Raw genomic sequence first — 25342 nt, 5'->3', positions numbered from 1 at the left:
TCGTGAAAATATGAAAGGACACGTTGTGACTGAAATGAAGAACCGCGTTCGTCGCAGCTCAGCCCTCCTGGGTGCCGCTGTGATCCTCGCTGGCTCGCTCGGCGTAGCGTCGAGCCCCGCCTTCGCCGCACCCGGCGACGCCGGCACGGGATCGATCACCGTGCACAAGCTCGAGAAGCCCGAGACAGCTGACTTTGGTGTCGCCGATGGCACCAAGCTGGATCTGTCGATCCACGGTGACAAGGTCAAGCCGCTTGTTGCAGGCTTCAAGTACTGCGAGATTCAGGGCATCGATCTGAAGACGCAGGCGGGCTGGGACGCACTGAAGGGCCTCACGGCCGTGCAGACTGTCTCGGACGACGTTGACGTTCCGGGCTACAACACCATCAACTGCTCGCAGCAGCGGATGACGAGCGCCGCGGACGGCACCTACGAGTTCACCAATCTCGTTGCGGATAAGGCGTATGTCGTCTTCGAGTCGAAGCGCGCCACCGGCGCCGTCGCCGTCGCGCAGCCCGCGATCGTCACGGTTCCGTACCCGGGCAAGGACGCAGTCTCGGGCGACCCCACCTGGAACTACCACCCGCATATCTACCCGAAGAACCTCATGGGTGGCCAGGGCTCGACGAAGACCGCTGACCTGCAGGGCGACCAGCTCGGCTTCGACATCACTGTGCCGATCAAGCCGCTCGGCGACGGCGTCACCTACACCGAGTTCCGCATCGAGGACGCCCTCGCGTCTTCGGTCGCGTACAAGGGCGGCAAGGTCGCGATCGACGGTCAGGATCTCACGCTTGGCACCGACTACACCCTCGTCGCTGGTCCCCCCGTCAAGATGACGCTCACCCCGGCTGGCCTCACAAAGCTGAACGCCGCCGTCGGCAAGGACCTCGTGTTCCGCATCGACGTCTCGCTCGTCGGCACCGGCACCACCGAGAACAAGGCTCAGGTCTTCATTAACGGCGAGAAGAGCCCGACCGATCCCGAGATCAAGGAGCCGGAGAGCGAGAAGTTCTTCGCTGGCGTGCACGTCCTCAAGACGGGCACCACCATCGCGGGTGACACCGTGAACCTCAAGGGCGCGACCTTCGAGCTCTACTCGGTTCCGGCCGCCACGACCGATTGCAAGGCGACCGGCACCGAGGTTTCCGGCGCGAAGAAGGTCGCGGGCAGCTTCGTCTCCGGCAACGACGGTAAGACGAACACCGTGACCGTCGCCGAGGGCACCTACTGCGCGTACGAGACCGTCGCACCGGCCGGCTACAAGGGCATCGCAAAGGGCGCTGTCTTCAACGTGAACGCCGCAGGCGCGTACACGACCGTCGACAACACCCAGATGAGCCTCGGCGCCGGCGACCTGCCCGCGCTGCCCATCACGGGTGCGGCCGGCAACGTGCTCATGCTCGGCGGTGGCGCGCTCGTGCTCGCGACCGCGGGCATCCTCGTTGCGACCCGTCGTCGCAAGCTCGCTGAGCAGGCCTAACCTCCGAGCCTCCGAGGCGACGCGCACTGTGCGTTGATCCTCGGTCCGCTCACCGTGCCGCCCCCACGCACCGCAGTGGGGGCGGCACACCCATGTCTTTTCCGCACACCTGGGGGTACACATGACGACCACCGCGCCGCCGCGCCACCGCGGAACTCGCGCCCACCGATTCTCGAAGCGCGAGTGGAGATTCAGCTGGCTGAACTTCTCGATCGCGCTTCTTGTACTTGTTGGGCTCGGGCTCGTCGAGTATCCGACCGTCGCGGCCTGGGTGTCACAGTACAACCAGTCGCGACTGCTCACCGATCAGACCGAGGCGAGCTCGAAGGTCGCCAAAGAAGATCTGCAGCGTGAGTGGGACAGAGCCGTCGCCTATAACGACGCCTTGAACTCGGGCGCCCTACTCGAGGCAGGGGCCAACGTCGCCGAGGGCACAGGCAGAATCACGGGGGCGCTCGACTACTGGGACATCCTTTCGCAGCAGCCGTCCAAGATGATGACCCGCCTGCGCATTCCCGCGATCGACCTCGATCTTCCCGTGTTCCACGGCACGAGCGACACGACCCTCCTGAAGGGGCTGGGTCATCTCGAGGGCACCTCGCTCCCCGTCGGCGGCGAGGGCACCCGCTCAGTCATCACCGGACACCGCGGTCTCGCGAACGCGGCAATGTTCACCCACCTTGACGGAGTGAAAGAAGGAGACACCTTTAGCGTTGAGGTCCTGGGCAAAGTCCTCACCTACCGCGTGAATCTCATTCAGATCGTCGAACCCGACAGTACGGAAGAGATCAGCGTGGTGAAGGGCAAAGACCTCATGACGCTCGTGACGTGCACGCCGCTCGGCATCAACACGCAGCGCATCCTCGTCACCGGCGAGCGGGTCACGCCGACACCGCGCTCGGACATCGACGCGATGGGCAAGGGCCCCGATGTCCCAGGGTTTCCGTGGTGGGCGGTCTTCGCTTGTGCCGTGATCCTGCTCGTGGGGTACTGGTTCCGGCGCGCCGGCTATCGCGAGGCGGTGCTCCGGCGAACCCGTCCGCGAAAGCGCGATGCCCAGTCGAACTCACACCCCGAGGGCTAGGATGGAGGGGTCCGTGCGCGCCAGTCGGCGCCCGACACGAACCAAGATCCCCGTCTGCCCCTTGGAGTGAATACACACATGGCTGAACAGTCCCGCCTCGATAAGGTCATCTCTCTCGCCCGCCACCGCGGCTTCGTCTTCCAGGCGGGTGAGATTTACGGTGGTTCGCGTTCCGCGTGGGACTACGGCCCGCTCGGCACCGCGCTCAAGGAGAACATCAAGCGCCAGTGGTGGAAGGCGATGGTTCAGCGCCGCGATGACGTTGTCGGTATCGACTCGAGCGTGATCCTGCCCAAGCGCGTCTGGGAGGCCTCGGGCCACGTCGAGGTCTTCAGCGACCCGCTCGTCGAGTGCCTGAACTGCCACAAGCGTTACCGCGAGGATCACCTCATTGAGGAGTTCGAGGAGAAGAAGGGCCGCGAGCCGAAGGACGGCCTCTCGGAGATCGTCTGCGTCGCCTGCGGCACCCGGGGTCAGTTCACTGAGCCGCGCGCGTTCTCCGGCCTCCTGAAGACCTACCTCGGCCCGGTCGACGACGAGGCCGGCCTGCACTACCTGCGCCCCGAGACCGCGCAGGGCATCTTCGTGAACTTCGCGAACGTGCTGCAGTCCGCACGCATGAAGCCCCCGTTCGGCATCGGCCAGATCGGCAAGAGCTTCCGCAACGAGATCACTCCCGGAAACTTCATCTTCCGTACCCGCGAGTTCGAGCAGATGGAGATGGAGTTCTTCGTCGAGCCTGGCACCGATGACGAGTGGCAGGAATACTGGATGAACGAGCGCATGAACTGGTACGTGGACCTCGGCATCGACCCTGAGAACCTGCGGTTCTACGACCACCCGAAGGAGAAGCTGTCGCACTACTCGAAGCGCACCGCCGACATCGAGTACAAGTTCGGCTTCCAGGGCAGCGAGTGGGGCGAGCTCGAGGGCATCGCGAACCGCACGAACTTCGACCTGACGACGCACTCGGAGCACTCGGGCAAGGACCTCAGCTTCTTCGACCAGACGAAGAACGAGCGCTACACGCCGTACGTCATCGAGCCGGCTGCCGGCCTCACCCGCTCGCTGATGGCGTTCCTCGTCGACGCCTACCGCGAGGAGGAGGTCCCGAATGCGAAGGGCGGAACCGACACCCGCACGATGCTCGCGCTCGACCCGCGCCTCGCGCCGGTGAAGGCTGCCGTGCTGCCTCTCAGCCGCAACGAGAAGCTGTCCCCGCTCGCGCGTGAGATCGCACAGGATCTGCGCGAGGACTGGAACATCGACTTCGACGATTCGGGCGCAATCGGCCGTCGCTACCGCCGCCAGGACGAGATCGGCACGCCGTTCTGCGTCACGGTCGACTTCGACTCGCTCGAGGACGACGCGGTCACCGTGCGTGAGCGCGACACCATGCAGCAGGAGCGCGTGCCGCGTGCCGAACTCCACGCCTACCTCGCAGAGCGTCTCCGCGGCGCGTAACAGGGAGCACCATGACGCAACCCCCACCGATCGACGGTCACACGCCAGGCACCGGAGGGGCTGAGCCCCAGGGTGGGCCGACGCCGAACCCGGCGCCGGTCCACCCTGACGTTCCCGTGCAACACCCGCAATACGCGCCGTACCCGGAGCAGACACCGCATCCCGCGCCGGTGCCACCCCAGGGGCAGACGCCGTACCCGCAGCAGCAGAGCGCCCCCGCGGTGGCGCCGCAGTGGGCCTGGGCGCAGCAGCAACCGCAGTTCGTTGAGGTCGAGACCGAACCGCTCGAGTACCACCGGCTCTACCGCGGCGCGCCGCGCTACGCGTGGTGGAAACCACTCGTCGTGCTCGTGCTCGCCGCGAGTATCTACTTTGCGATGAACATCGCGTACTCGCTCGCGCTGATGCCAGTGCTGCTCGCATTCGATCCCGACTATGTGAATGACGCGCTCTTCATGCAGATCGCGCCGATCCTCGACACGCAGCACCCACTCTCGATCCTGCTCAACCTGGGCACCGTCGCGCTCATGATCCCGGCCGTGCTGCTCGCAATGCTGGCGCTCGGCATCCGCCCGGTCGGCCGCGTGTGGTCGGTTGCCGGACGCATCCGCTGGGGACTGCTCTGGCGGACCACCGCGGCGGCAGTGCTTGCCGTCATCGTGATGAACGGCGTCGGGATCCTCTTCGGGATGGCGATGGAGAGCGTTGCGGCGTCACCAGCGACGGAGCCTCTCGCCGCCGAGGCGCCCGAGTTCAACGGCACCGCCGCGCTCATCTCGTTCATCCTCGTCTTGCTGCTCGTGCCGTTCCAGGCCGCGGCAGAGGAAGTCGTGTTCCGTGGGCTCTTCCTGCAGGTGCTCGGATCGTGGATGCGGTCGCCGTGGCTCGCCATTGGGTTGTCCACGTTCGCCTTCGCCGCGATGCACATTTATGACATTTGGGGTCTCGTGGCGGTCGGGCTCATGGGCCTCACCGCTGCCTGGCTCACATGGAAGACCGGCGGCCTCGAGGCCGCGATCGCGATTCACGTCATCAACAACATCGCAGCGTTCGGCTTTATGGCTGCGGGGCTGAGTGGCAGCACCGGGCAGGTCGAGAGCTCGGGTGGCATCGAATCCGTCGTTGGCGAGATCGCGGGCCTCGCGCTCTTCGTTTGGCTTGTCGTGCGCATCTTCACGAAGCACGGTTACGGTCGCGAGCGGATCGACCGTGTCTGGCGCGCCGCGCCGCTCGCGAGCGGCGGGGCGGGTGCCGCGTGAGTCAGGTACTGCTGCTTGGCGGCGGCATCTCGGCGTTCGCCGCAGCGCTCGATCTCGCCGAGGTCGGCGTCCGGGTGCTCATCGCTGACCCGGTCGTCAGGCTGCCGCAGGTTCCCGTGCGACGGGAAGGCGGAGAGATCGCCGCGCTGCTCGCCGAGGTTGCCGCACCGATTGCGGCCGACGGCCCGGATAGCCCCGAGGCCGCGCCGCGCCCGGTGCGGACGGCCGACGTGCTGCTGCGGGCCCGCGGTGGTTGGGCGCCGAGCCCGGAGCGCTCGGTCTGGGGGATTCCGCCGGTGCCGCTCGCGAAGTCGTGCATGGCGCTGCTCGGCACTGGCGGAGCGTTCAGGGCCTACCTTGACAGGTTGAAGCCGGTGCTGACGATCGGCAAGGAGCACAATCTCGGCGCGCTCGTGGACTCGCGGCTCGGACGAAACGTGCGTGACACGCTGGTGGAGCCGTTTGTTGTCGAGGGGTTTGGGGTGCCGTCGCACGCGGCTGAGGTCGCGCTCGTCGAAGCTGGCCTCAACGAAGCGCTGACCCGGGCGGGCTCACTGAGCGGCGCCGCCGAACTCCAGTTCGAGGAGCACGCCGCGCGCGAACAGGTGATCGAGCCCGCGGGCGGCTGGGATCGGTTCGGGGAACTGCTTGTCGAACGACTCCGCCTCTTCGGCGCTGAGGTCTTCGCGGGGGAGGTTGCGTCGTGCGTGCTTGAGCCCGACGGCCGCTGGGCCGTCACCGACGCGGACGGTGCGCTGCAGCGATTCGACGCCCTGATTGGGGAGCTCGAGAACGTCGAGGCAACTGCCTCACACGCAGCCCAAGCGACCCCGGTCGCGTGGCCGCGTGACGAGCAGGCGGACGCCGACAACACGCCGCTATCGCTCCACGCGAGGCTGGCGGCGCTCCGACCGGAACTGACGCGGCAATATGCCGAGTTCGGCATTCAGGGCGTCCCAGCGGACGTCGCTGACGGCTCGGACGCGCTGGCGCTCATCGAAACAGGAGGCGGCGAGTCCTGGTCGGCGCGCATCGTCTCGAACGCTGGCAGCGAGGCCGTCCTGCGTCTCGCCGGCCCTGCGCGCCCGAACGGTGAGATCGGACAACCGCCAGTACCCGAGGCGCTCGCGTCTCTCGGCGTGCAGCAGGCGTCAGGAGCGATCGTCACACACGTCACCGTTGCGGCCCCGTTTGCGACGGACGCTGCGCGAGACAGGCAGCGCGAGGCCCGCGAGATGATTGCTCGGGAGTATCCGACGCTGATCCTGGCTGGGGAGGACGTGCATGGCGGTGCCCTCGGCGCTGCGCTCGCTGAACTCCGCCCCGCAGCCGTACAACTTCGGAGAAAGCTGACAGGCATCTCTGAATAGCGGCTGTGGCCATTGAGAGACTCGCAGCGTAGGCTGTATATCTCGAAAGAGGAATGTATTGGGCCCTGGCTGTGACGAGTAGGCTGGGAACACGACGCTCGGGAGGCAGTGCATGAGAGGCAAAGTAGGTTTCGTTCTGGGAGCCGCAGTCGGATACGTGTTGGGCACCCGCGCGGGCCGAGCGCGCTACGAGCAGATCAAGCGCGGGGCGATCGCCGTTTGGGAGACGCCGCTGGTGCAGCAGGGCGTGACCGCCGTGAAGGGATCGGTCAATGACCAGGTCCAGAGCGTGAAGGCCGCGGCCTCGCGCGCCGCGAAGTCCGCGTTCGTCGCCGCCACCCAGCCACAGCGCGACGCGGACTCGACTCAGCCGTCGACGCCGCGCACAGTCGACGCGCAGGGGGAGACGTCGGCATGAGCCGCAAGCGCGATGAGGCTGGCACTTTCGAGCTGCTAGCCCGCCTGCCGCAGCAGATCGTCTCGCTCGCAAAGATCGAGTACAACAATGCGAAGCAGGAAGCGATTGGCGCCGCGAAGAAAGCCGGCATCGGAGCCGCCGGCGTCGTCGTTGCGCTCTTCTTTGTCTTCTTCATGCTGCAGGCACTCGTGATCGCGGCGATCGCCGCGCTCGCGCTGGTCTGGCCCTGGTGGCTTGCCGCCCTCGTCGTTGCCGCCGCGCTGCTCCTGCTCGCCGCAGCGGCGCTCTTCGCGGGGTACAAGCTCATCCAGCGAGGGAACCCGGTTCCCGAGCAGACCCTCGACCGCGTCGGAAACGACGTGACCGCGCTGGCTGAGGTGCGCTTCAACGCGGACACCAAGCCAGGGCAGACCACGGACCCCACGTACGGCGCGCACACACAGGGAGGTCAGCGATGAATTCGCAGGACCGCAAGCAGCTCGGCATTGCTGAGGCAGACGCTGCTCGTGCCGAGCTCTATGACACGCTCGGACAGCTCAGCGACCGCCTGAACTACGCGAAGCGCATCGACGATGCGACCCAGCGCGTTGGGCTACGCATTCGTGAAGAGCGCACGGAGCGGCCACTCGTCTTTGTCGCGGGAGTGGTGGCCGTCGCTGCAACGGCCGGCGTCATCGTGTGGGCGATCGCGAAGCGAGCCGGGCGCAACTTCCGGGCGTAGCTGCCACCGCGCGGCGGTGTGCGGCCTACCCGATGTGGCGGGGCAGTGCGTAACAGCTCGGTTGCAATCGGGGAGAAGAGGCCCTCGGTTTTGCGTCTTGCCCGGCGCAGAGCGAGAATAGGTGAACACACGGCTCTTTCAGGGTCGTATTTTTGAGAAGTCGCCAGTGCGCGGCTTTGTTCGTTTCGAGTGATGTGGGGTGTATGTCGGATCAGGCTAAGCTGCTCGGCGGCCTCCGTGTGCTTGTACCACGCGGTGGGATCTGGGGTGACCTCGTCTCGCAGGCGCTGCGCGATCGCGGGGCCCAGACTGTTATCGCCCCGCTCGTGGATTTCTCGCATACCAGCGAGGAAGACAAGCTTGTTGAGGCCCTGAAGGACCTCGAAGCCGGTGAGTTCGATTGGATGACGGCGACGAGTGCGACCGTTGCCGACGTACTCAAGCACCACAATGCAACGTTCCACGAGCGAACGAAGGTTGCGATCGTCGGAGAGGCCACGGCCGTGGCGTTCCGGGAGGCCGGCTACCCGGTCACACTGACACCGGACGAAGACAACAACACGACCTTTCAGCTGCTGAAGGAGTGGACCGAGATCGATTCGGGCGAGGTGCTGCGTGTGCTCACCCTCCGATCCGATGTCGCCACCCCAGTGCTGACCACCGGGCTCATCGAGCGCGGCCACGACGTGACCCAGGTACTCGCGTTTCGCACCATTGGTGTTCCGGCATCGGTGCACATCCGCGAGGATATTGACTCGGGGCGCATCAACGCGATCCTGGTCGCCTCCGCGAAGATCGCCGAAGAAGTCCGCAAGCAGTTCCCGCAGCTTCCCGCGGACACGCTCGTCGTCTGCGTCGGCGAGAGCACGGTCGCGGCCGCCGAAGAGCTTGAACTCGCCGGTGCCGGCGGAGACCGTCAGGCCGAGGTCGACGCGATCATCGAGGCCGTCGAGTCCGCAATCGATCACAGCGACATGCTGGACTAGCCATGGCGCGCATTGAGGTTCACGCCGATCGCGTCGTCATTCGGCTCACCACTGCCGAGAAGACCGTTGCATTGCGCAAGCGCGACGTGGTGCTTGATCGCGCCGCGATCCGATCCGCCGTCATCACGGGAGACCCCTGGGTGTGGATCCGCGGAATTCGTTCACCGGGTGCCGGGCTCCCGCGCGGGTTTGCCTACGGGACGTGGCGCACGCGCGGTGGCCGCGACTTCTTGCTCGCCAGGCGCGGGCGTGAGGCCGTCGTTATCGATCTCGATGTGCCCGAGGGCGCCGACGAGAACCGCGGCTGGGTTGGGGAGTTCGACACGTTCTCACGTGTCATCGTCTCGACGGTGCACGCGGCAGATCTCGTGCGTGCGCTGCGGCTCGACGGCGAGGGCTACGAGGCCGAAACCACCGAGTAGGTGGTCCGGCCCCGCCCGGGGCGTCGTCGCGTCAGGAGTTAGTCGTTGACGACGATGATGTCGTCGACCTCGAGGCGCGAGCGGGGTGCGAGCTCACGCTCCTTCAGCGGTTCGGCGAGCTGGTCCGGGAGGCCCAGCTTGCCGATCGTCATCACGGACACGGCGCGCAGCTCATCGCCGAGGCCGAACGCCTCGCTGATCTTCTCGGCGTCAAAGCCGCCCATCTGGTGCACGTAGAGGCCCTCGCTGTGTGCCTGCACGGAGAGGTGCGCGACGGCCTGGCCGAGGTCGTACTCCGCCCAACGCTGCGGCTCGCCCGCCTCGTTCTTGACGACTGCGAGGTTCACCACGAGCGCCGAGGCCGCACCGGCCCAGACCGAGTTGAAGCCGGCGAGGGTCGCCTCAATCTTTGCGAAGGACTCGCTGCCGCGGCGCGCAACGATGAAGCGCCAGGGCTGAGTGTTGCTCGCGCTCGGCGACCACCGGGCGGCCTCGAACGCGCTCAGCAGTGCGTTCTCGGGCAGCGAGTGATCGCTATCGAACGCGCGGGGGCTCCAACGCTCCGTGAGGGTGCTCAGAATCGGTGCGCTTGTTGTTGCGTGCTTCGCAGACATGAATCTCCTGGGTGAAACGAATCGCGAGGGTATTCCCTCGCCAGATTGAATGAACGCCCGAGGTGCTAGCTGTATTCCGGCCCTGCGAAGCTCAGCGCGCGTTTGGCCTCCTCGGCAATGATTGCCGAGAGCTCGTCGAGCACGGGCGACCTGAGGTTCCAGCGCTGCCAGTACAGCGGAAGGTCGAGGGGCTCAGCAGGCGCAAGCTCGACGAGCGCCCCGGATGCGAGGAGCGGGGCGCACTGGAGGCGCGGCAGCATTCCCCACCCCATGCCAAGCTCGACGGCGGTCGCAAACTCCGCGGAAGAGGGCACGTAGTGGCGCGGCGGGGTGCGTGTGCCGTGGCCGAGGTTCACCAGGAACCGCTGCTGGAACATGTCGTGCCGATCGAACTCGACCATCGGGGCTCGGCCGAGTGCCGCCGCCGTGAGGCCGTCGGGGAAGTGCGCCGCGACGAAGCCAGGCGATGCGACCGCGTGGTACTTGTCGACGCCGATGAGCTCGGAGACGCAGCCGGGCACGGCTTCGGCCGTCGAGGTGAGCGCAGCCATCACCTCGCCGCTGCGAAGCTTCTCGGTCGAGACGGTCTCGTCGGCGCGGAGCACCTCAAACCGGGCGCCAGTTGCGGCGGCAGCCTTGGCGAGCGCTGGCACGAACCATGTCGCGAGCGAATCCGCGTTGATGACGAGCTTGACGAGCGAACCGGCCGCGCTCCCCTCGCCGAGCTCAGTCGCCGCGTCGTCGATGACGCGCGAGACCTGCCTGGCGGCCCGCAGTAGCGTCGCGCCGGCGGCGGTTGCGGTGACCGGCCGCGTGCGCAACAGCACCACCGTGCCGACGCGCTCCTCCATGCTTCGGACGCGCTGGCTGATCGCCGAAGGGGAGACGTGCAGTGAGCGAGCTGCGCCCTCGAGGGAGCCCTCGTCGATGATGGCGGCGAGGGTACGGAGGTGTTCGATCGGCAAGTCCACGCGTCTATATTAAGCAACGCTAATGTAACTTCAGAATCTTTCACTGCTCTGAACTGGCGAGTCGCCTGTCAGAAGCCCTAGCGTCGTCTACGTGATCCTTCCCTTTCTTACAGGCATCGGCAGCGGGCTTTCTCTCATCGTGGCGATTGGCGCGCAGAACGCGTTCGTGCTGCGGCAGGGGATCCGGCGGGAGCACGTGCTCCCCGTCGTGCTCATCTGCGGGCTGACTGATGCGCTGCTCGAGACCCTGGGCATCGCAGGCATCGGCCTCGTCGTCGAGCGCGCACCGATCGTGCTTGAGATCGTGCGCTGGGGCGGCGTGGCGTTCCTGCTCTGGTACGCCTGGTCCGCCGCGCGACGCTCGCTGAAGCCCGAGGCGCTGGTCGCGGGCGGCCCGGGGGAGGCCAGGTCGCTGAAGAGCGTGGTGCTCGCCTGCCTGGCGATCACGTACCTCAACCCGCACGTGTACCTGGACACAATGGTGCTCATGGGGTCGATCGGCAACGCCCAGGGCGACCCGGGGAAGTGGTGGTTCGCCCTCGGCGGCGCGGTCGCGAGTATCGGCTGGTTCTTCCTGCTCGGATACGGTGCTCGGGCCCTCACGCGGTTCTTCGCGACGCCGCGTTCCTGGCAGATCCTCGACGGCATCGTCGCCGCAGTCATGCTTGTCATCGCCGCGCGGCTCGCATTCGGCGGAATCTAGGGCGAGGCGCCAGCCGCCGGATCAGGATCGAAGAGGCCCGCGCCGGGCCCGGACAGAACCTATGCCCCGAGCAGCCCGATCAGCTCGTCGACATCGTCCGCGGTCGTGTCCCAGGCGCACATCAACCGGTACAGGCCCCGCTGGGTCGGCCAGGCGCCGAACGCGAATCGCTGCTGGGCGCGCTGTGCGACAGCCTCGGGAAGCTCGACGAACACGGCGTTTGATTGCACGGGGAAGGCGACCCGAACCCCGTCGACGCCGGACCGCTCGATGCCCGCGGCGAGGCGCGCTGCCATCGCGTTCGAATGGGTCGCCGACCGAAGCCAGAGATCACCGCCATAGAGCGCGTTGAGCTGTGCCGACGCGAAGCGCATCTTGGAGGCAAGCTGCAGGTTGATCTTCCGCAGGTACTCGATGCCGGCACCGGTGCCCGGCCGGAGCAGGACGACGGCTTCCGCACCCAGCCCGCCACTCTTCGTCGCCCCAAGGCTCAGCAGGTCGGCGCCGGCCTCGCTCGAGATCTCCGCGAGGCTCGTGCCGAGGTGGGCGGCGGCCGCGCCAATCCGCGATCCGTCGATGTGGAGCAGCATCCCGCGCTCGTGGGCGTGGTCGGCGAGCGCACGAATCTCGGCCGGGGTATAGCTTGTGCCCAACTCGGTGGTCTGGGAGATGGTGACGGCGAGCGGCTGTGCGCGGTGCTGCGAGCCCCATCCCCACGCCTCGCGCTCCACGAGTTCGGGCGTGAGCTTGCCGTCGGCGGTGTCGACCTGGAGCAGCTTCAGCCCGCCGGTCTTCTCCGGGGCGCCCGTCTCGTCGGTGTTGACGTGCGCGGTCGCGGCGCAGATGACCGCGCCCCACCTCGGGATCGCCGACTGCAGCGCGAGCACGTTGGCGCCCGAGCCGTTGAACACGGGAAAGATCTCGGCGTCGGGCCCAAACAGCCTGCGGGCGTGCTCCTGCAGTTCGGCCGTCCACGGGTCACCACCGTAGGCGACGGCGTGCCCGACATTGGCGGCGGCGATCGCCTCCATGACCTCGGGGTGGACGCCCGCCCAGTTGTCTGAGGCGAACGCGTGTGGGTGGGCTGAGAGGGATTCGGTCACCCACTCACCCTAAACCCAGGGGCCGCCGACTCGGGCTTTTCTCCGCCCCACACGCCTGGCATTAGGCCCCTTGTCTGTCCTGCCGCCCCACACCCGAACCGAATGTAATCGGCGGAAGAAATGCCAGGACTGGGCGATTCCAGCAGATCTTTTGCAGATCCGAGGAGTTAGCGCCGGCCTGGCGCATTCAGACCGTGCCACCCGCGCCGATGTCCGACGGGCGTCGTAAGGTCGGAGCAAGCCGAGAAACGAAGGAGGCACGCGTGGCGCTGAACTCACTCCCCTTGCGCTGGATCGAGGAGCATCCGGAGGCACCGGTCGACCCAGAGGCGTGGTTTGCGCAGGTGCCGGCCGTTCGGCAACTCCTCGAGACTGGAATCGAGTTCGGTCCCATCACGGTGTTTGTTGGCGAGAACGGTGCGGGAAAGTCCACGATCGTTGAGGCCATCGCTGCGGCGTACGGTCTGAACCCCGAGGGCGGCACGCACAACGCGAGGCACTCAACCTTCGCCAGCGAGTCGCCGCTCGAGTCTCACCTGCAGCTGGCGCGGGGCGCTGGTGCGTCACGAAAGGGGGTCTTCCTTCGGGCAGAAACGATGCACGGCCACTTCAAGTATCTGCACGAGATTGAGTCGGAGGACGAGGGGCCGCTGGGGCGACACAACCTCCAGAGCCACGGCGAGTCCTTCCTCGAGTATCTGGGCGCGCGTGGCCGCATTCGCGGACTCTGGGTCTTTGACGAGCCTGAGTCTGCGCTCTCGTTCACGAACTCGCTCGGGCTACTTGCGCGCATGAGTGAGCTAGCGTCGAGCGGGTCCCAGGTCATCCTGTCGACGCATTCGCCCGTACTCGCGGCGGTGCCAGGGGCCGACATCTACGAGCTCGGGGAGTGGGGGATGCGCCGCTCGCGGTACGACGACCTCGAGATCGTCGACAACTGGCGCCGGTTCATGGCCGCACCGGAGCGGTACCTGCGCCATCTCGAGTAGTCCTCAGCAGAGTCTCAGGTGGCGGACTGGCGAGAAATGGCGACAGGGATTAAACTTGAGTCATATCGACTCAGGTTTTCCGATCGGCAATCGTTGCCGGTCGAGCCGCACACCACGAAAGGACATCATGCAGGCAAATTGGCAGCCCGCCGAAGGCGAAGGCAACGAGAGCGCCCTCGAGCAGTTTGGCGTGAACCTCACCGAGGTGGCGCGCTCGGGCAAGCTTGACCCGGTTATCGGCCGCGACAGCGAGATTCGCCGCGTCAGCCAGGTGCTCACCCGCCGCACGAAGAACAACCCCGTGCTCATCGGCGAACCCGGCGTCGGCAAGACCGCCGTCGTCGAGGGGCTCGCTCAGCGCATCGTCGCGGGCGACGTCGCCGAGTCGCTGAAGGGCAAGGAGCTCATCTCGCTCGACATCTCCGCCCTCATCGCGGGCGCGAAGTACCGCGGCGAGTTTGAGGAGCGCATGAAGGCGGTGCTCGCGGAGATCAAGGAGTCGGACGGCCAGATCATCACCTTCATCGACGAGCTCCACACGCTCATGGGTGCGGGTGGTGGCGAGTCATCCGTCGCGGCGTCGCAGATGCTGAAGCCCATGCTCGCCCGCGGCGAGCTGCGCCTCATCGGTGCGACTACGCTCGACGAGTACCGCGAATACATCGAGAAGGACGCTGCCCTCGAGCGGCGTTTCCAGCAGGTCTACGTCGGCGAGCCCTCGGTGGAAGACACCGTTGCGATTCTGCGCGGCCTGAAGGAGCGTTACGAGGCGCACCACAAGGTGACCATCGCGGACTCGGCGCTCGTTGCGGCCGCGTCGCTCTCGAATCGGTACATCACCGCTCGGCAGCTGCCCGACAAGGCGATCGATCTCATCGATGAGGCCGCCTCGCGGCTGCGCATGGAGATCGACTCGGCGCCACTCGAGATCGACGAGCTCCGGCGCGCGGTTGATCGCCTGAAGCTTGAGGAGCTCGCGCTGAAGAAGGAGAAGGACGAGGCTTCGAAGGAGCGCCTCGCAAAGCTCCGCGCCGACCTCGAAGAGAAGCAGGGCGAGCTTGCCGGGCTTGAGGCGCGGTGGGAGCGCGAGCGGGCGACCCTGAACCGGGTCGGCGAGCTGCGCGAGAAGCTCGACCAGAAGCGCATGGACGCAGAGCGCGCCCAGCGCGAGGGTAACCTTGAGCGCGCCTCGAAGCTGCTGTACGGCGAGATCCCCGTCATTGAGAAGGAACTTGCCGAGGCGGAGCGGGCGGAGCTGCAAGGGGCCGCCGGACCCGACGGCGAACCGCGGATGGTGAACGAACAGGTCACCGACGAGGACATCGCGGGGGTCGTGGCCGCCTGGACTGGCATCCCGGTCGGGCGCCTGATGCAGGGCGAGACTGAGAAGCTCCTCGCCCTCGAACACGAGCTCTCGAAGCGCGTGGTCGGGCAGGACGAGGCCGCCCGGGCCGTCGCGGACGCGGTCCGCCGGACGCGCGCTGGTATCGCCGATCCCAACCGGCCGACCGGTTCGTTTCTGTTCCTCGGGCCGACGGGTGTTGGTAAGACCGAGCTCGCGAAGGCGCTCGCGGAATTCCTCTTCGACGACGAGCACGCGATGGTGCGGATCGACATGAGTGAATACGGCGAGAAGCACTCGGTCTCGCGCCTCGTCGGTGCCCCTCCCGGGTACGTTGGGTACGAGCAGGGGGGCCAGCTGACTGAGGCCGTCAGGCGGCGGCCCTACTCCGTCGTGCTGCTTGACGAGGTCGAGAAGGCGCACCCCGAGGTCTTCGACGTGCTGCTGCAGGTGCTCGATGACGGCCGCCTCACCGACGGCCAGGGGCGCACCGTGGACTTCCGCAACACGATCCTCATCCTCACCTCGAACCTCGGCAGCCAGTACCTGGTCGATCCCGAGATGGCGTGGCCCGAGAAGGTCGAGGCGGTCCAGGAGACGGTCCGGCGGGCGTTCAAGCCAGAGTTCGTGAACCGACTCGACGAGATGGTGATCTTCCACCCGCTCTCGGTCGACGCGCTCGCGCAGATCGTCGAGATCACGATTGACCGGTTGCAGGAGCGGCTCGCTGAGCGCCGTCTCACGCTCGCGGTCACTCCCGACGCCAGGGCCTGGCTCGCTGAGCGCGGCTACGACCCGATCTACGGCGCGCGGCCGCTGCGGCGACTCGTGCAGCGCGAAATTGACGATCGGCTCGCGCGCGGGATCCTGGGCGGCGAGATCCGTGACGGCGATGTCGCCCGGATCGATGTCGCGCCAGGCGGCAACGAGCTCGAGCTGCTGCCCAGCCGCGCCGAGTAGCGATCCAGCCGAGGGCCCGCCACGACACCTGTTGTGGCGGGCCCTCGGCGTGTCGACCCCGCGCCAGGCGCCTGCGCCACCCGCCCCCAACGCCGCGGGGGAGAAAAATCACAAAACGGTAACGGGATTCGATAGGGTGAGTGGCACGCGCAACGTAGCGCGGAGACAGGAGCCCCTCGTGTATCGCATGTTCAGCACCCCGGGCGGCCTGTTCCCGGCGCCAACCGGGCCCGCCAGGCAACGCGGAGCGCGGACGGCGCTCCTCGCCGCAATCTTTGTCGTGCTGCTCGTCACTGGCCTCGGCACGAACCCATACGCGGCGAGCGCGAGCGTACTCCAGCTCCACGGCGCCCTCAGCCGCGTCGAGGAGTTTGGCATCATCTCGCACCGAGGCGCCGCGGCGCTTGCGCCCGAGAATACGCTGGCGGCGATGCGGATCGCGTTCGACCAGGGCGTCGACTTCGTCGAGGCCGATCTGCACCTCACCGCCGACGGGGTGCCGGTGCTCATGCACGATCCGACAGTCGATCGCACGACGACCGGAACCGGCCCCGTCGCGAACCTCACGCTCGCCCAGATCCAGGGGCTCGACGCGGGATCCTGGTTCGACGGGGCCTTCGCTGGCGAGCGCGTGCCGACGCTCGAGGCTTTCCTTGACGAGCTCGCGCCGACCAACAGCCGAGCGCTGATCGAGTTGAAGGGGAGCTGGAACGACGAGCAGGTGGCCGCCGCCGTCGCGCTGCTCGACGCGCGATACCTCATGGACAGGGTCGCATTCGAGTCGTTCGAGATCGACAACCTCGAGCGACTGGCGGTGCTTGCCCCTAACTACGCGCGGGTGATGCTCACGCGGGAGTGGAACCGCCCGACGCTCGAGCTCGCCGCCGCGCTCAACATCTCTGCGGTCGGCGCGCGCGTCAGCGTCTTCGAGGCCGACTTCGCCCTCGTCGAGGACGCACGGGTGCTTGGCATCGGCACCATGGTCTACACGCTCAACACCGTGAAGCAATGGAAGCAGGCCCGATCGCACGGCATCGACTTGGTGATCACCGACGATCCAGTCTCGCTTGAACAGTGGCGGCACAACCAAAGCGCGACCGTGTAGCGTCGAAGGCGGTGCCCGCCTGCACCGCTGACGAAGGAGCAACATGGTTACGAGAGTCCAAATCGGTCAATCAGCACTCGAGGTCGCGCCGCTCGCGCTCGGTGCAAACGTGTTCGGGTGGACCGCAGACCGAGATGCGTCATTCGACGTCCTCGACGGCTTCACACAAGGTGGGGGAGACTTCATCGACACGGCCGACGGCTACTCGGCGTGGGTGCCCGGCAACACGGGCGGTGAATCGGAGACCGTCATCGGGGAGTGGCTGCAGGCCCGCGGCACCCGCGACGGCGTGACCATCGCGACAAAGGTATCAACGCACCCCGAGTTCTCCGGACTCGCCGCGGCGAACGTGCGCGCCGCCGCTGACGCCTCGCTCCAGCGCCTCCGCACCGACCGTATCGACCTGTACTACGCGCACTTCGATGACGCAGACACGCCGCTCGAGGAGACCGTCGCGGCGTTCTCCGAACTCGTCGACGCGGGCAAGGTGCGCGCGATCGGCGTCTCGAACTACACCGCCGAGCGTGTCACCGAGTGGTTCGAGATCGCTAGGGCGGGCGGCTATCACCTGCCCGTCGCGCTGCAGCCGCATTACAACCTGCTCGAACGTGACTTCGAGACCAATGGGCTGCGAGACGTCGCTGCAGCCGAGGGGCTCACAGTCTTCCCGTACTTCGGCCTCGCCAAGGGGTTCCTTGCCGGCAAGTACCGCGACCCGGCGTCCGCCGAGCAGGCCGGCGCGAGCCCCCGCGCGGGCCAGGCGATCGGCTATCTCGACGACCGCGGCCGCAGCGTGCTCGCCGTGCTCGACGGGATTGCTGAGCGCGAGGGCGTCGAGGTCGCGAGCGTCTCGCTCGCTTGGTTGCGGCAGCAGCCCACCATCGGCGGTCCGATCTCGAGCGCTCGCACGACGGAGCAGCTCTCGGCGCTCCTCGCGTCTATGCGGCTCGAACTGAGCGGCGAGGACCTCAGCGCGCTGAGCGCCGCGGCCGCCTAACTCCCGCCGTACTGAGACGAGCCGCCATCGCCCGGCTGGGCGGTGGCGGCTCGTCTCCGTGGATCCGGATCGCGCGCTGCGCTACTCGGCCGTGCCGTAGAGGCGGTCGCCCGCGTCGCCGAGGCCGGGGACGATGTATGCGTTTTCGTCGAGGCCCTGGTCGAGCGCGCCGAGCACGAGGGTGACATTACGGTCGCCGGCGGCCTTGCGCATCGCCTCGACGCCTTCGGGCGTGCCGAGGATGCAGATCGCGGTGATGTCGTCCGCGCCGCGCGCGAACAGGAAGTCAATCGCGGCCGCGAGTGAGCCGCCGGTGGCGAGCATCGGGTCAAGCACGAAGCACTGGCGGCCGGCGAGCGAGTCCGGGAGGCGCTCGGCGTAGGTTGTTGGCTCGAGGGTCTGCTCGTCGCGGACCATGCCGAGGAACCCGACCTCTGCGGTCGGCACCAGCTTCACCATGCCCTCGAGCATGCCGAGGCCGGCGCGCAGGATCGGGACGATGAGCGGCAGCGGCTCGCTCAAGCGGACGCCGGTGGTCTTGGCAACCGGGGTCTGGATCTCGAGCGGATCGACGCGCACCTCACGGGTTGCCTCGTAGGCAAGCAGCGTCATGATTTCCTCGACGAGGAGGCGGAACGTGGGCTGCGGCGTTTTCGCGTCGCGCAGCACCGTCAGTTTGTGTGTGATCAGTGGATGATCTGCAACGAAGACTCGCATACGCCTATTCTATTGCCGTGACCACCATCCCTCCATCACCAGACGAGCTCCACGCGATGGACCGTGCGCTCGAGTCGGCTCGCGAGGCCGCAGCGGCGGGGGAGATCCCGGTCGGCGCGGTCATCCTTGGCCCGGACGGCGAGGTGCTCGCGACAGGCCGCAACCGGCGACGTACGAGCACTGACCCCACCGGGCACGCCGAGATTGTCGCGATTCGTGGGGCCGCCGAGGCCGTCGGAGACCGCATCCTCGAAGGGTGCACGCTCGTCGTCACCCTCGAACCCTGCGTGATGTGCGCCGGGGTGATCCTCGCCGCGCGGGTGCCGCGCGTCGTATTCGGGGCGTGGGACGAGAAGGCCGGCGCGGTCGGGAGCGTGTATGACCTGCTGCGCGACGGCAGGCTGCCGCACGCGGTCCCGGAGGTCGTCGCTGGTGTGCGGGCGGAGGAGTGCGCTGCACTTCTCGAGGCGTTCTTCTCGGAGCGCCGCTAGGCGGGCCTGCCCCGCGCCCGACCACATCAATCTCTTCTGCGCACATCCTTTTACGCGTGTTTTTGATGTGTGCTCGAGAAGATGATGTGGCGGGCGCGGGCGAGCACGGGGGCGGGGGCGGGCGAGCACGGGGGCGCGGGCGCGGGCTCGGGCACGGCCGCGCGCGAGCGCGGGGTTACGCGATAGCGACCGGCTCGGGGGCGAACGAGACCGAGACGGGATCACCCGCGGCGTACGCGGTGTCCGCCCCGTGCTGCGCCGCGATCGTCGTGCCATCGTGGAGCTCGACAACAGTGCGCCTGATCGACCCGAGAAACCCGCTCGAGACGACTGTGCCACCAGCACCAGCACCAGCACCGGCACTACCGGCACCGCCAGCGGCGCCCGCCCCCGGCTGCGTGGCCGCCAGCCGCACGTGCTCCGGCCGGACATACGCGGTCACGGTGGCGCCCACCCCGGCGCCCACCTCGGCGCCCACCCCGGCGCCCATACCCACCTGCCCGAGCACAGGGATCACCGCGCCCTGCACGCGCACGACCGCGCCGTCAGGGTGCAGGTCAAGCACACCCGTCACCCGGTTCGATAGGCCAACGAAGTCGGCGACGAACGGAGACGCTGGCCGCCGGTAGAGCTCCTCTGGGGTGCCGAGCTGCGCGATCCTGCCCGATTCCATCACCGCGACCCTGTCGGAGATCGCGAGCGCCTCCTCCTGATCGTGCGTGACGAACACGGTGCTGATGCCGAGTTCGGTCTGGATCGCCCGGATCTGCTCGCGCAGCCGAACACGAACCTTCGCGTCGAGCGCCGAGAGCGGCTCGTCGAGCAGCAGCGCGCGCGGCCGGGTCACGAGCGCCCGAGCGAGCGCGACCCGCTGCTGCTGGCCACCGGACAGCTCGTGCGGGAACCGCTCGGCAAGATGGTCGAGGCCCACGATCTCGAGGAGTTCCCCGACGCGCCGCGTGCGTTCTGCCCGGTCGACGCGTCGCATGCGCAGGCCGAACTCGACGTTTCGCGCGACCGAGAGGTGCGGGAACAGAGAGTACTGCTGAAACACCATGCCGATGTCGCGACGGCTGACGGGGACGTTGGTCACGTCGTCGTCGCCGAGCATGATCCGGCCGCCCGAGACCTGCTCGAGCCCGGCGATGCAGCGCAGCGCCGTCGTCTTCCCGCAGCCCGAGGGGCCGAGCAGGCAGACGAGCTCTCCTGGGTCGAGCGCGAGGTCGACGCCGTGCAGCACGGTGGTCGCGCCGTAGGACTTCGTCACGCCCTCGAGCCGGACTGGTGACGGGGTAGCGGTGGGGTTAGCGGCCACGGCCGGACTCCTTGGGGTGGGGCGCGCGCGGTGCGGCGTGCGCGGGGGTGGGAGCGGGGAGGGCGCGCGTGCGCCGCCGCCGGGGCGGGCCGCCCGTCGCGCTCACGATGAGCAGCAGCACGAATGCGCCGACGAGCGAGATGAGTGCGACCGCCACCGCGACGAAGGGATCTGACTTTGAGATCTGCAGGAGCGCGGTCTGCAGGGTGACCCGGTTGAGCAGCGACGACACGGTGAACTCGCCGAGCACGATGGCGATTGTGATGAGCGAGGCGGCGAGGAGCCCGCGCCGCACTCCGGGGGCGATGACGCGCACGAGCACGGTCGTCCAGCCGGCGCCGAGGGAGCGCGCTGCCTCGGCGCGGACCCGTGCGTCCATCCCGGTGAGGTCGGAGGCGATCGCCCGGTACGCGAACGGCAGCACGAGCACGCCGTAGGCGAGGGCGAGCGTCCACACCCCCGAGCCGACGGCCTGGCCGATCACCCGGTAGATCGGCGCGAAGCCCACGACGAGCACAATGGCGGGGATCGCGATCGGCAGCACCGTGAGGAGGTCGAGCGCCCGCTGCAGGCGCGGGAACCGCAGGTGCACGAGGACGATGGTCGGGAAGAACAGCACGAGTACGATCCCGAGCGAGATCACGGCGAGCAGCAGCGAGTTCTGGATCCCCTGCGCGAGCACGCGGTAGCCGCGCGCCTTGTCGGGGTCGAACAGGGCCGCCCAGTGGGAGAGGTCATGCCCACCGGCCGTGTTGCGCAGGGTGAACTCGAGCATCGCGACGAGCGGGACGAGAAACACGAGACCGATGGCGGCGACGACCAGCCGTGCGACGGCGGGCGATGGACGCCCGGGGATGCCCGCGCTCACCCTTGCCACCTCGCCGTGCGGGCCATGAGGCGGCCGTACCCGAACATCACGATGGTCATGACGGCGATCATGCCGAGCGCAAGCACGCCCGCGTTCGATGCGAGCGAAGCGCCCGTCTCGCCGATGAGCGCGGCGCGAATCTTCAGCGGCACGATCTGCGAGCCCTGGCTGATGAGGGCCGCGGCCGTCGCGTACGACGAGAACGCGTTGGCGAAGAGGAGCAGCAGCGAGCCGAGGAACGCGGGGGTGAGGATCGGGATCCCGACCCGCACCCAGTAGCTGCCACCGCGACCGCCGAGCGTCGCGACGGCCTCGGCCCAGCCCTGCCGGAGCGCGAGCACCGCCGGGAGGAAGGTGATGACCATGAGCGGCACCTGGAAGTAGAGGTAGGGGAGCACGAGGCCCGGCAGCTCGTACAGCCAGACGCCGTCGGCGTAGATGTCGGTGCCGAGCCGCTCTCGCAGGAGCACGGTGATGAGGCCCTGGCTGCCGATCGTCGCGATAAACGCGAAGGCGAGCATCACGCCACCAAACTGTGCGAGCACGGAGCTTGCCGAGTCGACGACGCGCCGGAGCGGGCCCTGTTCGGGCAGTGCCGCGAGCGCCCAGCACAGGATCGCGCCGATGGCGGCGCCGACGACCGCGGTGATCGCGCTCAGCCAGATGCTCGCCCAGAAGGCTGACAGCGTCTCGGGCGCGAAGAGGACGGGCAGGTTGCCGAGTGAGAAGTGGCCGTCTGTCACGAACCCCGATCCGACGGCGACGAGCGTCGGGACGAGGAGGAACAGCAGAACGTAGGCGCCGAACGGGAGGAGCCCGAGCGCCGCGAGGAAGTTGCGCATGAGGAGGACGAGAACGCGAGGGCCTGTCCGCCGCGCCGAGCGCGGCGGACAGGCCGAGGCACTACTTGACGACCGCGGCCCAGCGCTCGGCGAGCAGCGCGTTCGCGGCGTCGGTCTGCGCCTGGTCGGGCGAGACCCAGTCCTCCGAGCTCGTTCCGAAGCTCACCTGCTCGATGAGCGACTCGTCGACCGAGCCGGCCTCCTTGAGCGCGTCGATCCTGACCGGGACCGCGTTGCCCTCAAGGAACAGTGCCTGCGCCTCGTCCGAGAAGATCCACTCCTGCCAGAGCCGGGCAGCCGCGGGGTGCGGTGCGTCGGCGTTGATCGCCTCGTTGTAGAACGAGACGTAGACGGGGCCGTCGAGCACGGTGGTCTTCCAGCTCGGCTTGCCGTCGGCTGCCGCGATGTTGTTGAACGACCAGTCGAAGACCGCCGGGGTCTCGCCGGAGGCGATCGTCGCTGGCGTCGGGTCGACTGTCAGGAAGTTGCCCGCGTCGCGAAGCTGCTGCGCGAAGTCGATGCCCGGACCGAAGTCGTCAACGCCGCCGCCGTTCAGCGCCGAGATCGAGCCCACCGCGGCGAACGCCGCGCCCGCCTGTGTCGGGTCCCCGTTGAGCGCGACCGCACCCTTGAACCCGGACCCGAGCAGGTCGTCGAGCTTCTTCGGCTCCGAGAGCTTGTCCGCGTCGTAGCCGATCGACATGATGCCCGAGTAGTTGTTCACCCAGAGGCCGGTTGCTTCCTTGTTCTCCGCCGGGATCTCGTCCCACTTCTCGACCTTGTACGGGGCGAACTTGTCGGTGTTCGCGAGCGCGACCGCGGCTCCGAGATCGAACACGTCGGGTGCGGTGTCCTGGCCCTTGAGGTTCTCGGCGGCCTGGATCTCCTCGGCGCTCGACGCGTCGGGCGACGCCGAGTTCACGGTGATCCCGTACGTCTCCTCGAAGCCTGCGATGATCTTGCCGTAGTTCGCCCAGTCCTCCGGAAGCGCGACGACGTTGAGCTCGCCCTCTGCCTTTGCGGCCTCGATGAGCCCGTCCATCCCGCCGAAGTCGGCCGCGCTCGTTGCGGTCGCCGCGTCGACCGAGCCGGCCGCGTCACCGCCCTCAGCCGAGGCACCCGTCGAGCACGCCGCGAGGCTGCCCGTGAGCGCGAGAACGCCGGCGACAAGCGCGGCACGGCGGTAGAAGACACGTGAAGTCACAGTGAGCCTTTCGTTAGCGTCGCGGGGCGCTCCCGGGCGGCGGGTGTGCCGTCCCGATCCTGAGCTCCCCGATCTGACGCGTCAACGATAGAAAGCCGCGGCGAACGCCGGACCACCAGGTCGTGCACGCTCGGTAAACGGGCGGCAAGCGTTCTCGAAACTCGTCGGAGTCGAGGCAGCGCTAGCGGCCGCGGCGCTCCCGCCGCGGCTCACCGCGGGTCGCCACCTGCTGCGCGGTACGCGCGCTCAGTGTTCCGCTCGGAAGTTGACCCCGACTCGCTCGCCTTGCGAGAAGTAGTGTCTGAACGTGTAGTAGATCGGCTTCCAGGCATCCACATCGACGTGGGAGGTCCCCGGCAGCGCGAGGGCGTGGTGCACGTGAGTGCGCAGGACCTTCGCGTGGACGATGGTGGCGTTTCCTGCTTCGTCGAGCGGCGTCATGGCGTCGACGCGGGCTTCCAGCTGAACCGGGCACTCAGCGATTCGTGGAGGTGTGACGGTCTCACTGGGGCGTGGGGTAAACCCCCCGAGCGTCCACTTGTCCGGTTCGTAACCGTACTGATCCCGTTTGGCCAACGGAACCTCTGCAGCTCCAGTTGTCTTGGCGATCCGCTCGATCGATTCCGAGAGCCCCGCGTCGGGCAGATTGATGACAAGCTCTCCGTGCCTCCGGAGGTTGTGTATCGCTTGGCCGAGGTTGCTCAAGCCCAGGACGTACGTGTCATCCAAAGCCCAAGCGGAGGAAATGGGCGTGATGTTCGCGGTCGCGTCGCCGGGCTTCGCCGTGGTGAGCAGAGCGATTGGAGTGCCGAAGTAGAAGACGGAGGGTTCGATCGCAAGCGTAGGGTGCATGCGATCCAGCCTGGCTTGCGAACTGTTCGGCCTGGGCCGAACCGTGCCGGCGATAGGATCTTCGGCATGGAGGGGACGAGCAGCCCGGAGCTGGCAGCAATGGCTGCTGTCTTCGCCAACGAAGCTCGCGCAACGATGCTGCTGGTCATGCTCGACGGCAGGGCATGGACGCTCACGGAACTGTCCAACGCCGCCAGCATCGCAAGGTCGTCCGCGAGCGAACATGCCGACAAACTGCTGACGGCGGGCCTCGTCGAAGAAGTGCGGCAGGGACGGCACCGGTATCTCCGGATAGCCGGCAGCCGCGCCGCGGCATTGGTCGAGCATCTCGCGGCGTTTTCCGGCCGTGTCCGGCCGGCACCTCAGTCGCTTGGGGCCCAGCACCGTGATCGGGCTATCCGGGATGCTCGAACCTGCTACCGCCACCTCGCGGGCAAACTCGGCGTCGCACTCGCCGACAGTATGCGAGAGCAGGGCCTCATCGCGTCTGACTTCTCGCTCTCCGATCGGGGGCGAGTCTGGTTGGAGCGGCTCGGGATCGAGTTGCCGACGCGACCGAACCGCCCCCTCACGCGTCCGTGCCTCGACTGGACCGAACGCCGCGAGCACGTGGCTGGGCTGGCCGCGGAATTGTTGCTCGAGACGTGCCGGGAGCGCGCATGGATCGAGCCCGTAGCTCCTCGCAGTCGAGCAGTGCGGCTCACCGCGGCAGGACAACTGGGGCTCTCTGGTCTGCTCGCGCCAGCTCCCTGGGACGCAGCGCCCACTGCGCGCATAGGAAACGCTGAGATCTAGCGGCCGCGGCGCTCCCGCATCGTCACCCGGAGGCCGGAGCCGATGAGGCGACGCACGAGCTCGTGCCCGCTGACGTGCGTGGCGCCGGCCGCGATGAGTTCGGCGTGACGCTCGGCCGGGACGTCGTAGTGGTCGTGGTCGAACCCGCGCTCGGGGATGCCGTTCGCCGCGGCGAATGCGTGCATCTCCGCGAGGTTGTCGTCGCTCACCAGATGGGCCCACAGCGTGCCGTGTGCCGGCCAACTGGGGTCGTCAATGAGCACCATG

Annotated in this window: 27 protein-coding genes; 17 read left to right on the top strand and 10 right to left on the bottom strand. The window is 67.7% G+C overall.

From position 1 onward, the window contains the following. Positions 1–34 precede the first annotated feature (34 nt). From BJ960_RS14270 to BJ960_RS14225, 10 genes are all read left to right on the top strand, one after another. Positions 35–1483, top strand: a complete 1449-nt coding sequence (locus BJ960_RS14270; protein WP_237463496.1) for a SpaH/EbpB family LPXTG-anchored major pilin — start codon at positions 35–37, stop codon at positions 1481–1483. A 121-nt stretch (positions 1484–1604) separates the two neighbouring features. Continuing rightward, positions 1605–2567 carry a class C sortase gene (locus BJ960_RS14265; RefSeq protein WP_185987766.1) on the top strand — a complete coding sequence of 321 codons (963 nt, stop codon included), beginning with the start codon at positions 1605–1607 and terminating at the stop codon, positions 2565–2567. Positions 2568–2645: 78 nt separating this feature from the next. Further along, entirely contained in the window at positions 2646–4031 is a 1386-nt protein-coding gene (locus BJ960_RS14260; RefSeq protein ID WP_121076679.1) for a glycine--tRNA ligase, read from the top strand. Between the two features lie 11 nt (positions 4032–4042). After that, the gene (locus BJ960_RS14255) at positions 4043–5290 is read left to right on the top strand and encodes a CPBP family intramembrane glutamic endopeptidase (RefSeq protein WP_185987765.1); all 1248 of its coding nucleotides are present in this window, start codon (positions 4043–4045) and stop codon (positions 5288–5290) included. Continuing rightward, on the top strand, positions 5287–6660 hold the full coding sequence (locus BJ960_RS14250; RefSeq protein ID WP_185987764.1) for a hypothetical protein: 1374 nt from the start codon (positions 5287–5289) through the stop codon (positions 6658–6660). Before BJ960_RS14255 ends, BJ960_RS14250 begins: the two co-directional genes overlap by 4 nt. Before the next feature lie 112 nt (positions 6661–6772). Further along, positions 6773–7078: a YtxH domain-containing protein gene (locus BJ960_RS14245; RefSeq protein WP_185987763.1), complete on the top strand. Its 306-nt coding sequence runs from the start codon at positions 6773–6775 to the stop codon at positions 7076–7078. Next, on the top strand, positions 7075–7536 hold the full coding sequence (locus BJ960_RS14240) for a phage holin family protein (protein ID WP_121076685.1): 462 nt from the start codon (positions 7075–7077) through the stop codon (positions 7534–7536). The genes BJ960_RS14245 and BJ960_RS14240 overlap by 4 nt, the downstream gene beginning before the upstream one ends. Then, positions 7533–7799: a DUF3618 domain-containing protein gene (locus BJ960_RS14235; protein ID WP_121076687.1), complete on the top strand. Its 267-nt coding sequence runs from the start codon at positions 7533–7535 to the stop codon at positions 7797–7799. Before BJ960_RS14240 ends, BJ960_RS14235 begins: the two co-directional genes overlap by 4 nt. 203 nt (positions 7800–8002) lie before the next feature. Then, entirely contained in the window at positions 8003–8785 is a 783-nt protein-coding gene (locus BJ960_RS14230) for a uroporphyrinogen-III synthase (protein ID WP_121076689.1), read from the top strand. A gap of 2 nt (positions 8786–8787) precedes the next feature. Then, the gene (locus tag BJ960_RS14225; protein WP_185987762.1) at positions 8788–9207 is read left to right on the top strand and encodes a hypothetical protein; all 420 of its coding nucleotides are present in this window, start codon (positions 8788–8790) and stop codon (positions 9205–9207) included. Between the two features lie 38 nt (positions 9208–9245). On the opposite strand, the gene BJ960_RS14220 is transcribed toward BJ960_RS14225, so the two are convergent. After that, positions 9246–9821 carry a nitroreductase family protein gene (locus BJ960_RS14220; RefSeq protein WP_185987761.1) on the bottom strand — a complete coding sequence of 192 codons (576 nt, stop codon included), beginning with the start codon at positions 9819–9821 and terminating at the stop codon, positions 9246–9248. A 65-nt stretch (positions 9822–9886) separates the two neighbouring features. After that, the gene (locus BJ960_RS14215; protein WP_185987760.1) at positions 9887–10792 is read right to left on the bottom strand and encodes a LysR family transcriptional regulator ArgP; all 906 of its coding nucleotides are present in this window, start codon (positions 10790–10792) and stop codon (positions 9887–9889) included. A 91-nt stretch (positions 10793–10883) separates the two neighbouring features. On the opposite strand from BJ960_RS14215, the gene BJ960_RS14210 reads away from it, so the two are divergent. Further along, positions 10884–11495 (top strand): LysE/ArgO family amino acid transporter, encoded by a 612-nt coding sequence (locus BJ960_RS14210; protein WP_185987759.1) that lies wholly within the window; start codon positions 10884–10886, stop codon positions 11493–11495. 59 nt (positions 11496–11554) lie between these two features. Here BJ960_RS14210 and BJ960_RS14205 read toward each other — a convergent pair whose 3' ends face one another. Then, complete coding sequence (locus BJ960_RS14205) at positions 11555–12598, bottom strand: threonine aldolase family protein (protein WP_307814542.1); 1044 nt, start codon at positions 12596–12598, stop codon at positions 11555–11557. Between the two features lie 263 nt (positions 12599–12861). Between BJ960_RS14205 and BJ960_RS14200 the strand changes: the two genes are divergently transcribed. From BJ960_RS14200 to BJ960_RS14185, 4 genes are all read left to right on the top strand, one after another. Beyond that, complete coding sequence (locus BJ960_RS14200; protein ID WP_307814543.1) at positions 12862–13587, top strand: AAA family ATPase; 726 nt, start codon at positions 12862–12864, stop codon at positions 13585–13587. Between the two features lie 127 nt (positions 13588–13714). Then, entirely contained in the window at positions 13715–15889 is a 2175-nt protein-coding gene (locus BJ960_RS14195; RefSeq protein ID WP_185987758.1) for an ATP-dependent Clp protease ATP-binding subunit, read from the top strand. Positions 15890–16076: 187 nt separating this feature from the next. Further along, positions 16077–16994: a glycerophosphodiester phosphodiesterase gene (locus BJ960_RS14190; protein WP_185988319.1), complete on the top strand. Its 918-nt coding sequence runs from the start codon at positions 16077–16079 to the stop codon at positions 16992–16994. A gap of 43 nt (positions 16995–17037) precedes the next feature. Beyond that, the gene (locus BJ960_RS14185) at positions 17038–17991 is read left to right on the top strand and encodes an aldo/keto reductase (RefSeq protein ID WP_185987757.1); all 954 of its coding nucleotides are present in this window, start codon (positions 17038–17040) and stop codon (positions 17989–17991) included. Between the two features lie 81 nt (positions 17992–18072). On the opposite strand, the gene upp is transcribed toward BJ960_RS14185, so the two are convergent. Then, a complete protein-coding gene (upp, locus tag BJ960_RS14180) occupies positions 18073–18708 on the bottom strand; it encodes a uracil phosphoribosyltransferase (RefSeq protein WP_121076705.1) in 636 nt (211 codons plus the stop codon). Positions 18709–18734: 26 nt separating this feature from the next. Here upp and BJ960_RS14175 point away from each other — a divergent pair, with 26 nt between their 5' ends. Continuing rightward, positions 18735–19199 carry a nucleoside deaminase gene (locus BJ960_RS14175; RefSeq protein ID WP_483403579.1) on the top strand — a complete coding sequence of 155 codons (465 nt, stop codon included), beginning with the start codon at positions 18735–18737 and terminating at the stop codon, positions 19197–19199. A 175-nt stretch (positions 19200–19374) separates the two neighbouring features. On the opposite strand, the gene BJ960_RS17065 is transcribed toward BJ960_RS14175, so the two are convergent. The 5 genes from BJ960_RS17065 to BJ960_RS14150 form a co-directional block, all read right to left on the bottom strand. Then, positions 19375–20514, bottom strand: a complete 1140-nt coding sequence (locus BJ960_RS17065) for an ABC transporter ATP-binding protein (RefSeq protein WP_185987756.1) — start codon at positions 20512–20514, stop codon at positions 19375–19377. After that, on the bottom strand, positions 20504–21382 hold the full coding sequence (locus BJ960_RS14165; protein ID WP_307814545.1) for an ABC transporter permease: 879 nt from the start codon (positions 21380–21382) through the stop codon (positions 20504–20506). The genes BJ960_RS17065 and BJ960_RS14165 overlap by 11 nt, the downstream gene beginning before the upstream one ends. Further along, entirely contained in the window at positions 21379–22224 is an 846-nt protein-coding gene (locus tag BJ960_RS14160; protein ID WP_185987755.1) for an ABC transporter permease, read from the bottom strand. Before BJ960_RS14160 ends, BJ960_RS14165 begins: the two co-directional genes overlap by 4 nt. Positions 22225–22285: 61 nt before the next feature. Beyond that, positions 22286–23428: an ABC transporter substrate-binding protein gene (locus BJ960_RS14155; protein WP_185987754.1), complete on the bottom strand. Its 1143-nt coding sequence runs from the start codon at positions 23426–23428 to the stop codon at positions 22286–22288. Positions 23429–23674: 246 nt separating this feature from the next. Further along, on the bottom strand, positions 23675–24280 hold the full coding sequence (locus BJ960_RS14150; protein WP_185987753.1) for a flavin reductase family protein: 606 nt from the start codon (positions 24278–24280) through the stop codon (positions 23675–23677). A 66-nt stretch (positions 24281–24346) separates the two neighbouring features. Between BJ960_RS14150 and BJ960_RS14145 the strand changes: the two genes are divergently transcribed. Next, positions 24347–25075, top strand: coding sequence for an ArsR/SmtB family transcription factor (locus BJ960_RS14145; RefSeq protein WP_185987752.1), 729 nt, complete (start codon positions 24347–24349; stop codon positions 25073–25075). Here the strand turns inward: BJ960_RS14145 and BJ960_RS14140 are convergent. Then, on the bottom strand, positions 25072–25341 hold the full coding sequence (locus tag BJ960_RS14140; protein ID WP_185987751.1) for a DUF4031 domain-containing protein: 270 nt from the start codon (positions 25339–25341) through the stop codon (positions 25072–25074). The genes BJ960_RS14145 and BJ960_RS14140 overlap by 4 nt on opposite strands. Position 25342: the final 1 nt, after the last annotated feature.

The sequence above is a fragment of the Leucobacter aridicollis genome, assembly GCF_013409595.1.
GTDB classification, from domain to species: domain Bacteria; phylum Actinomycetota; class Actinomycetes; order Actinomycetales; family Microbacteriaceae; genus Leucobacter; species Leucobacter aridicollis.
This window is presented reverse-complemented; position numbering and strand designations above follow the sequence as displayed.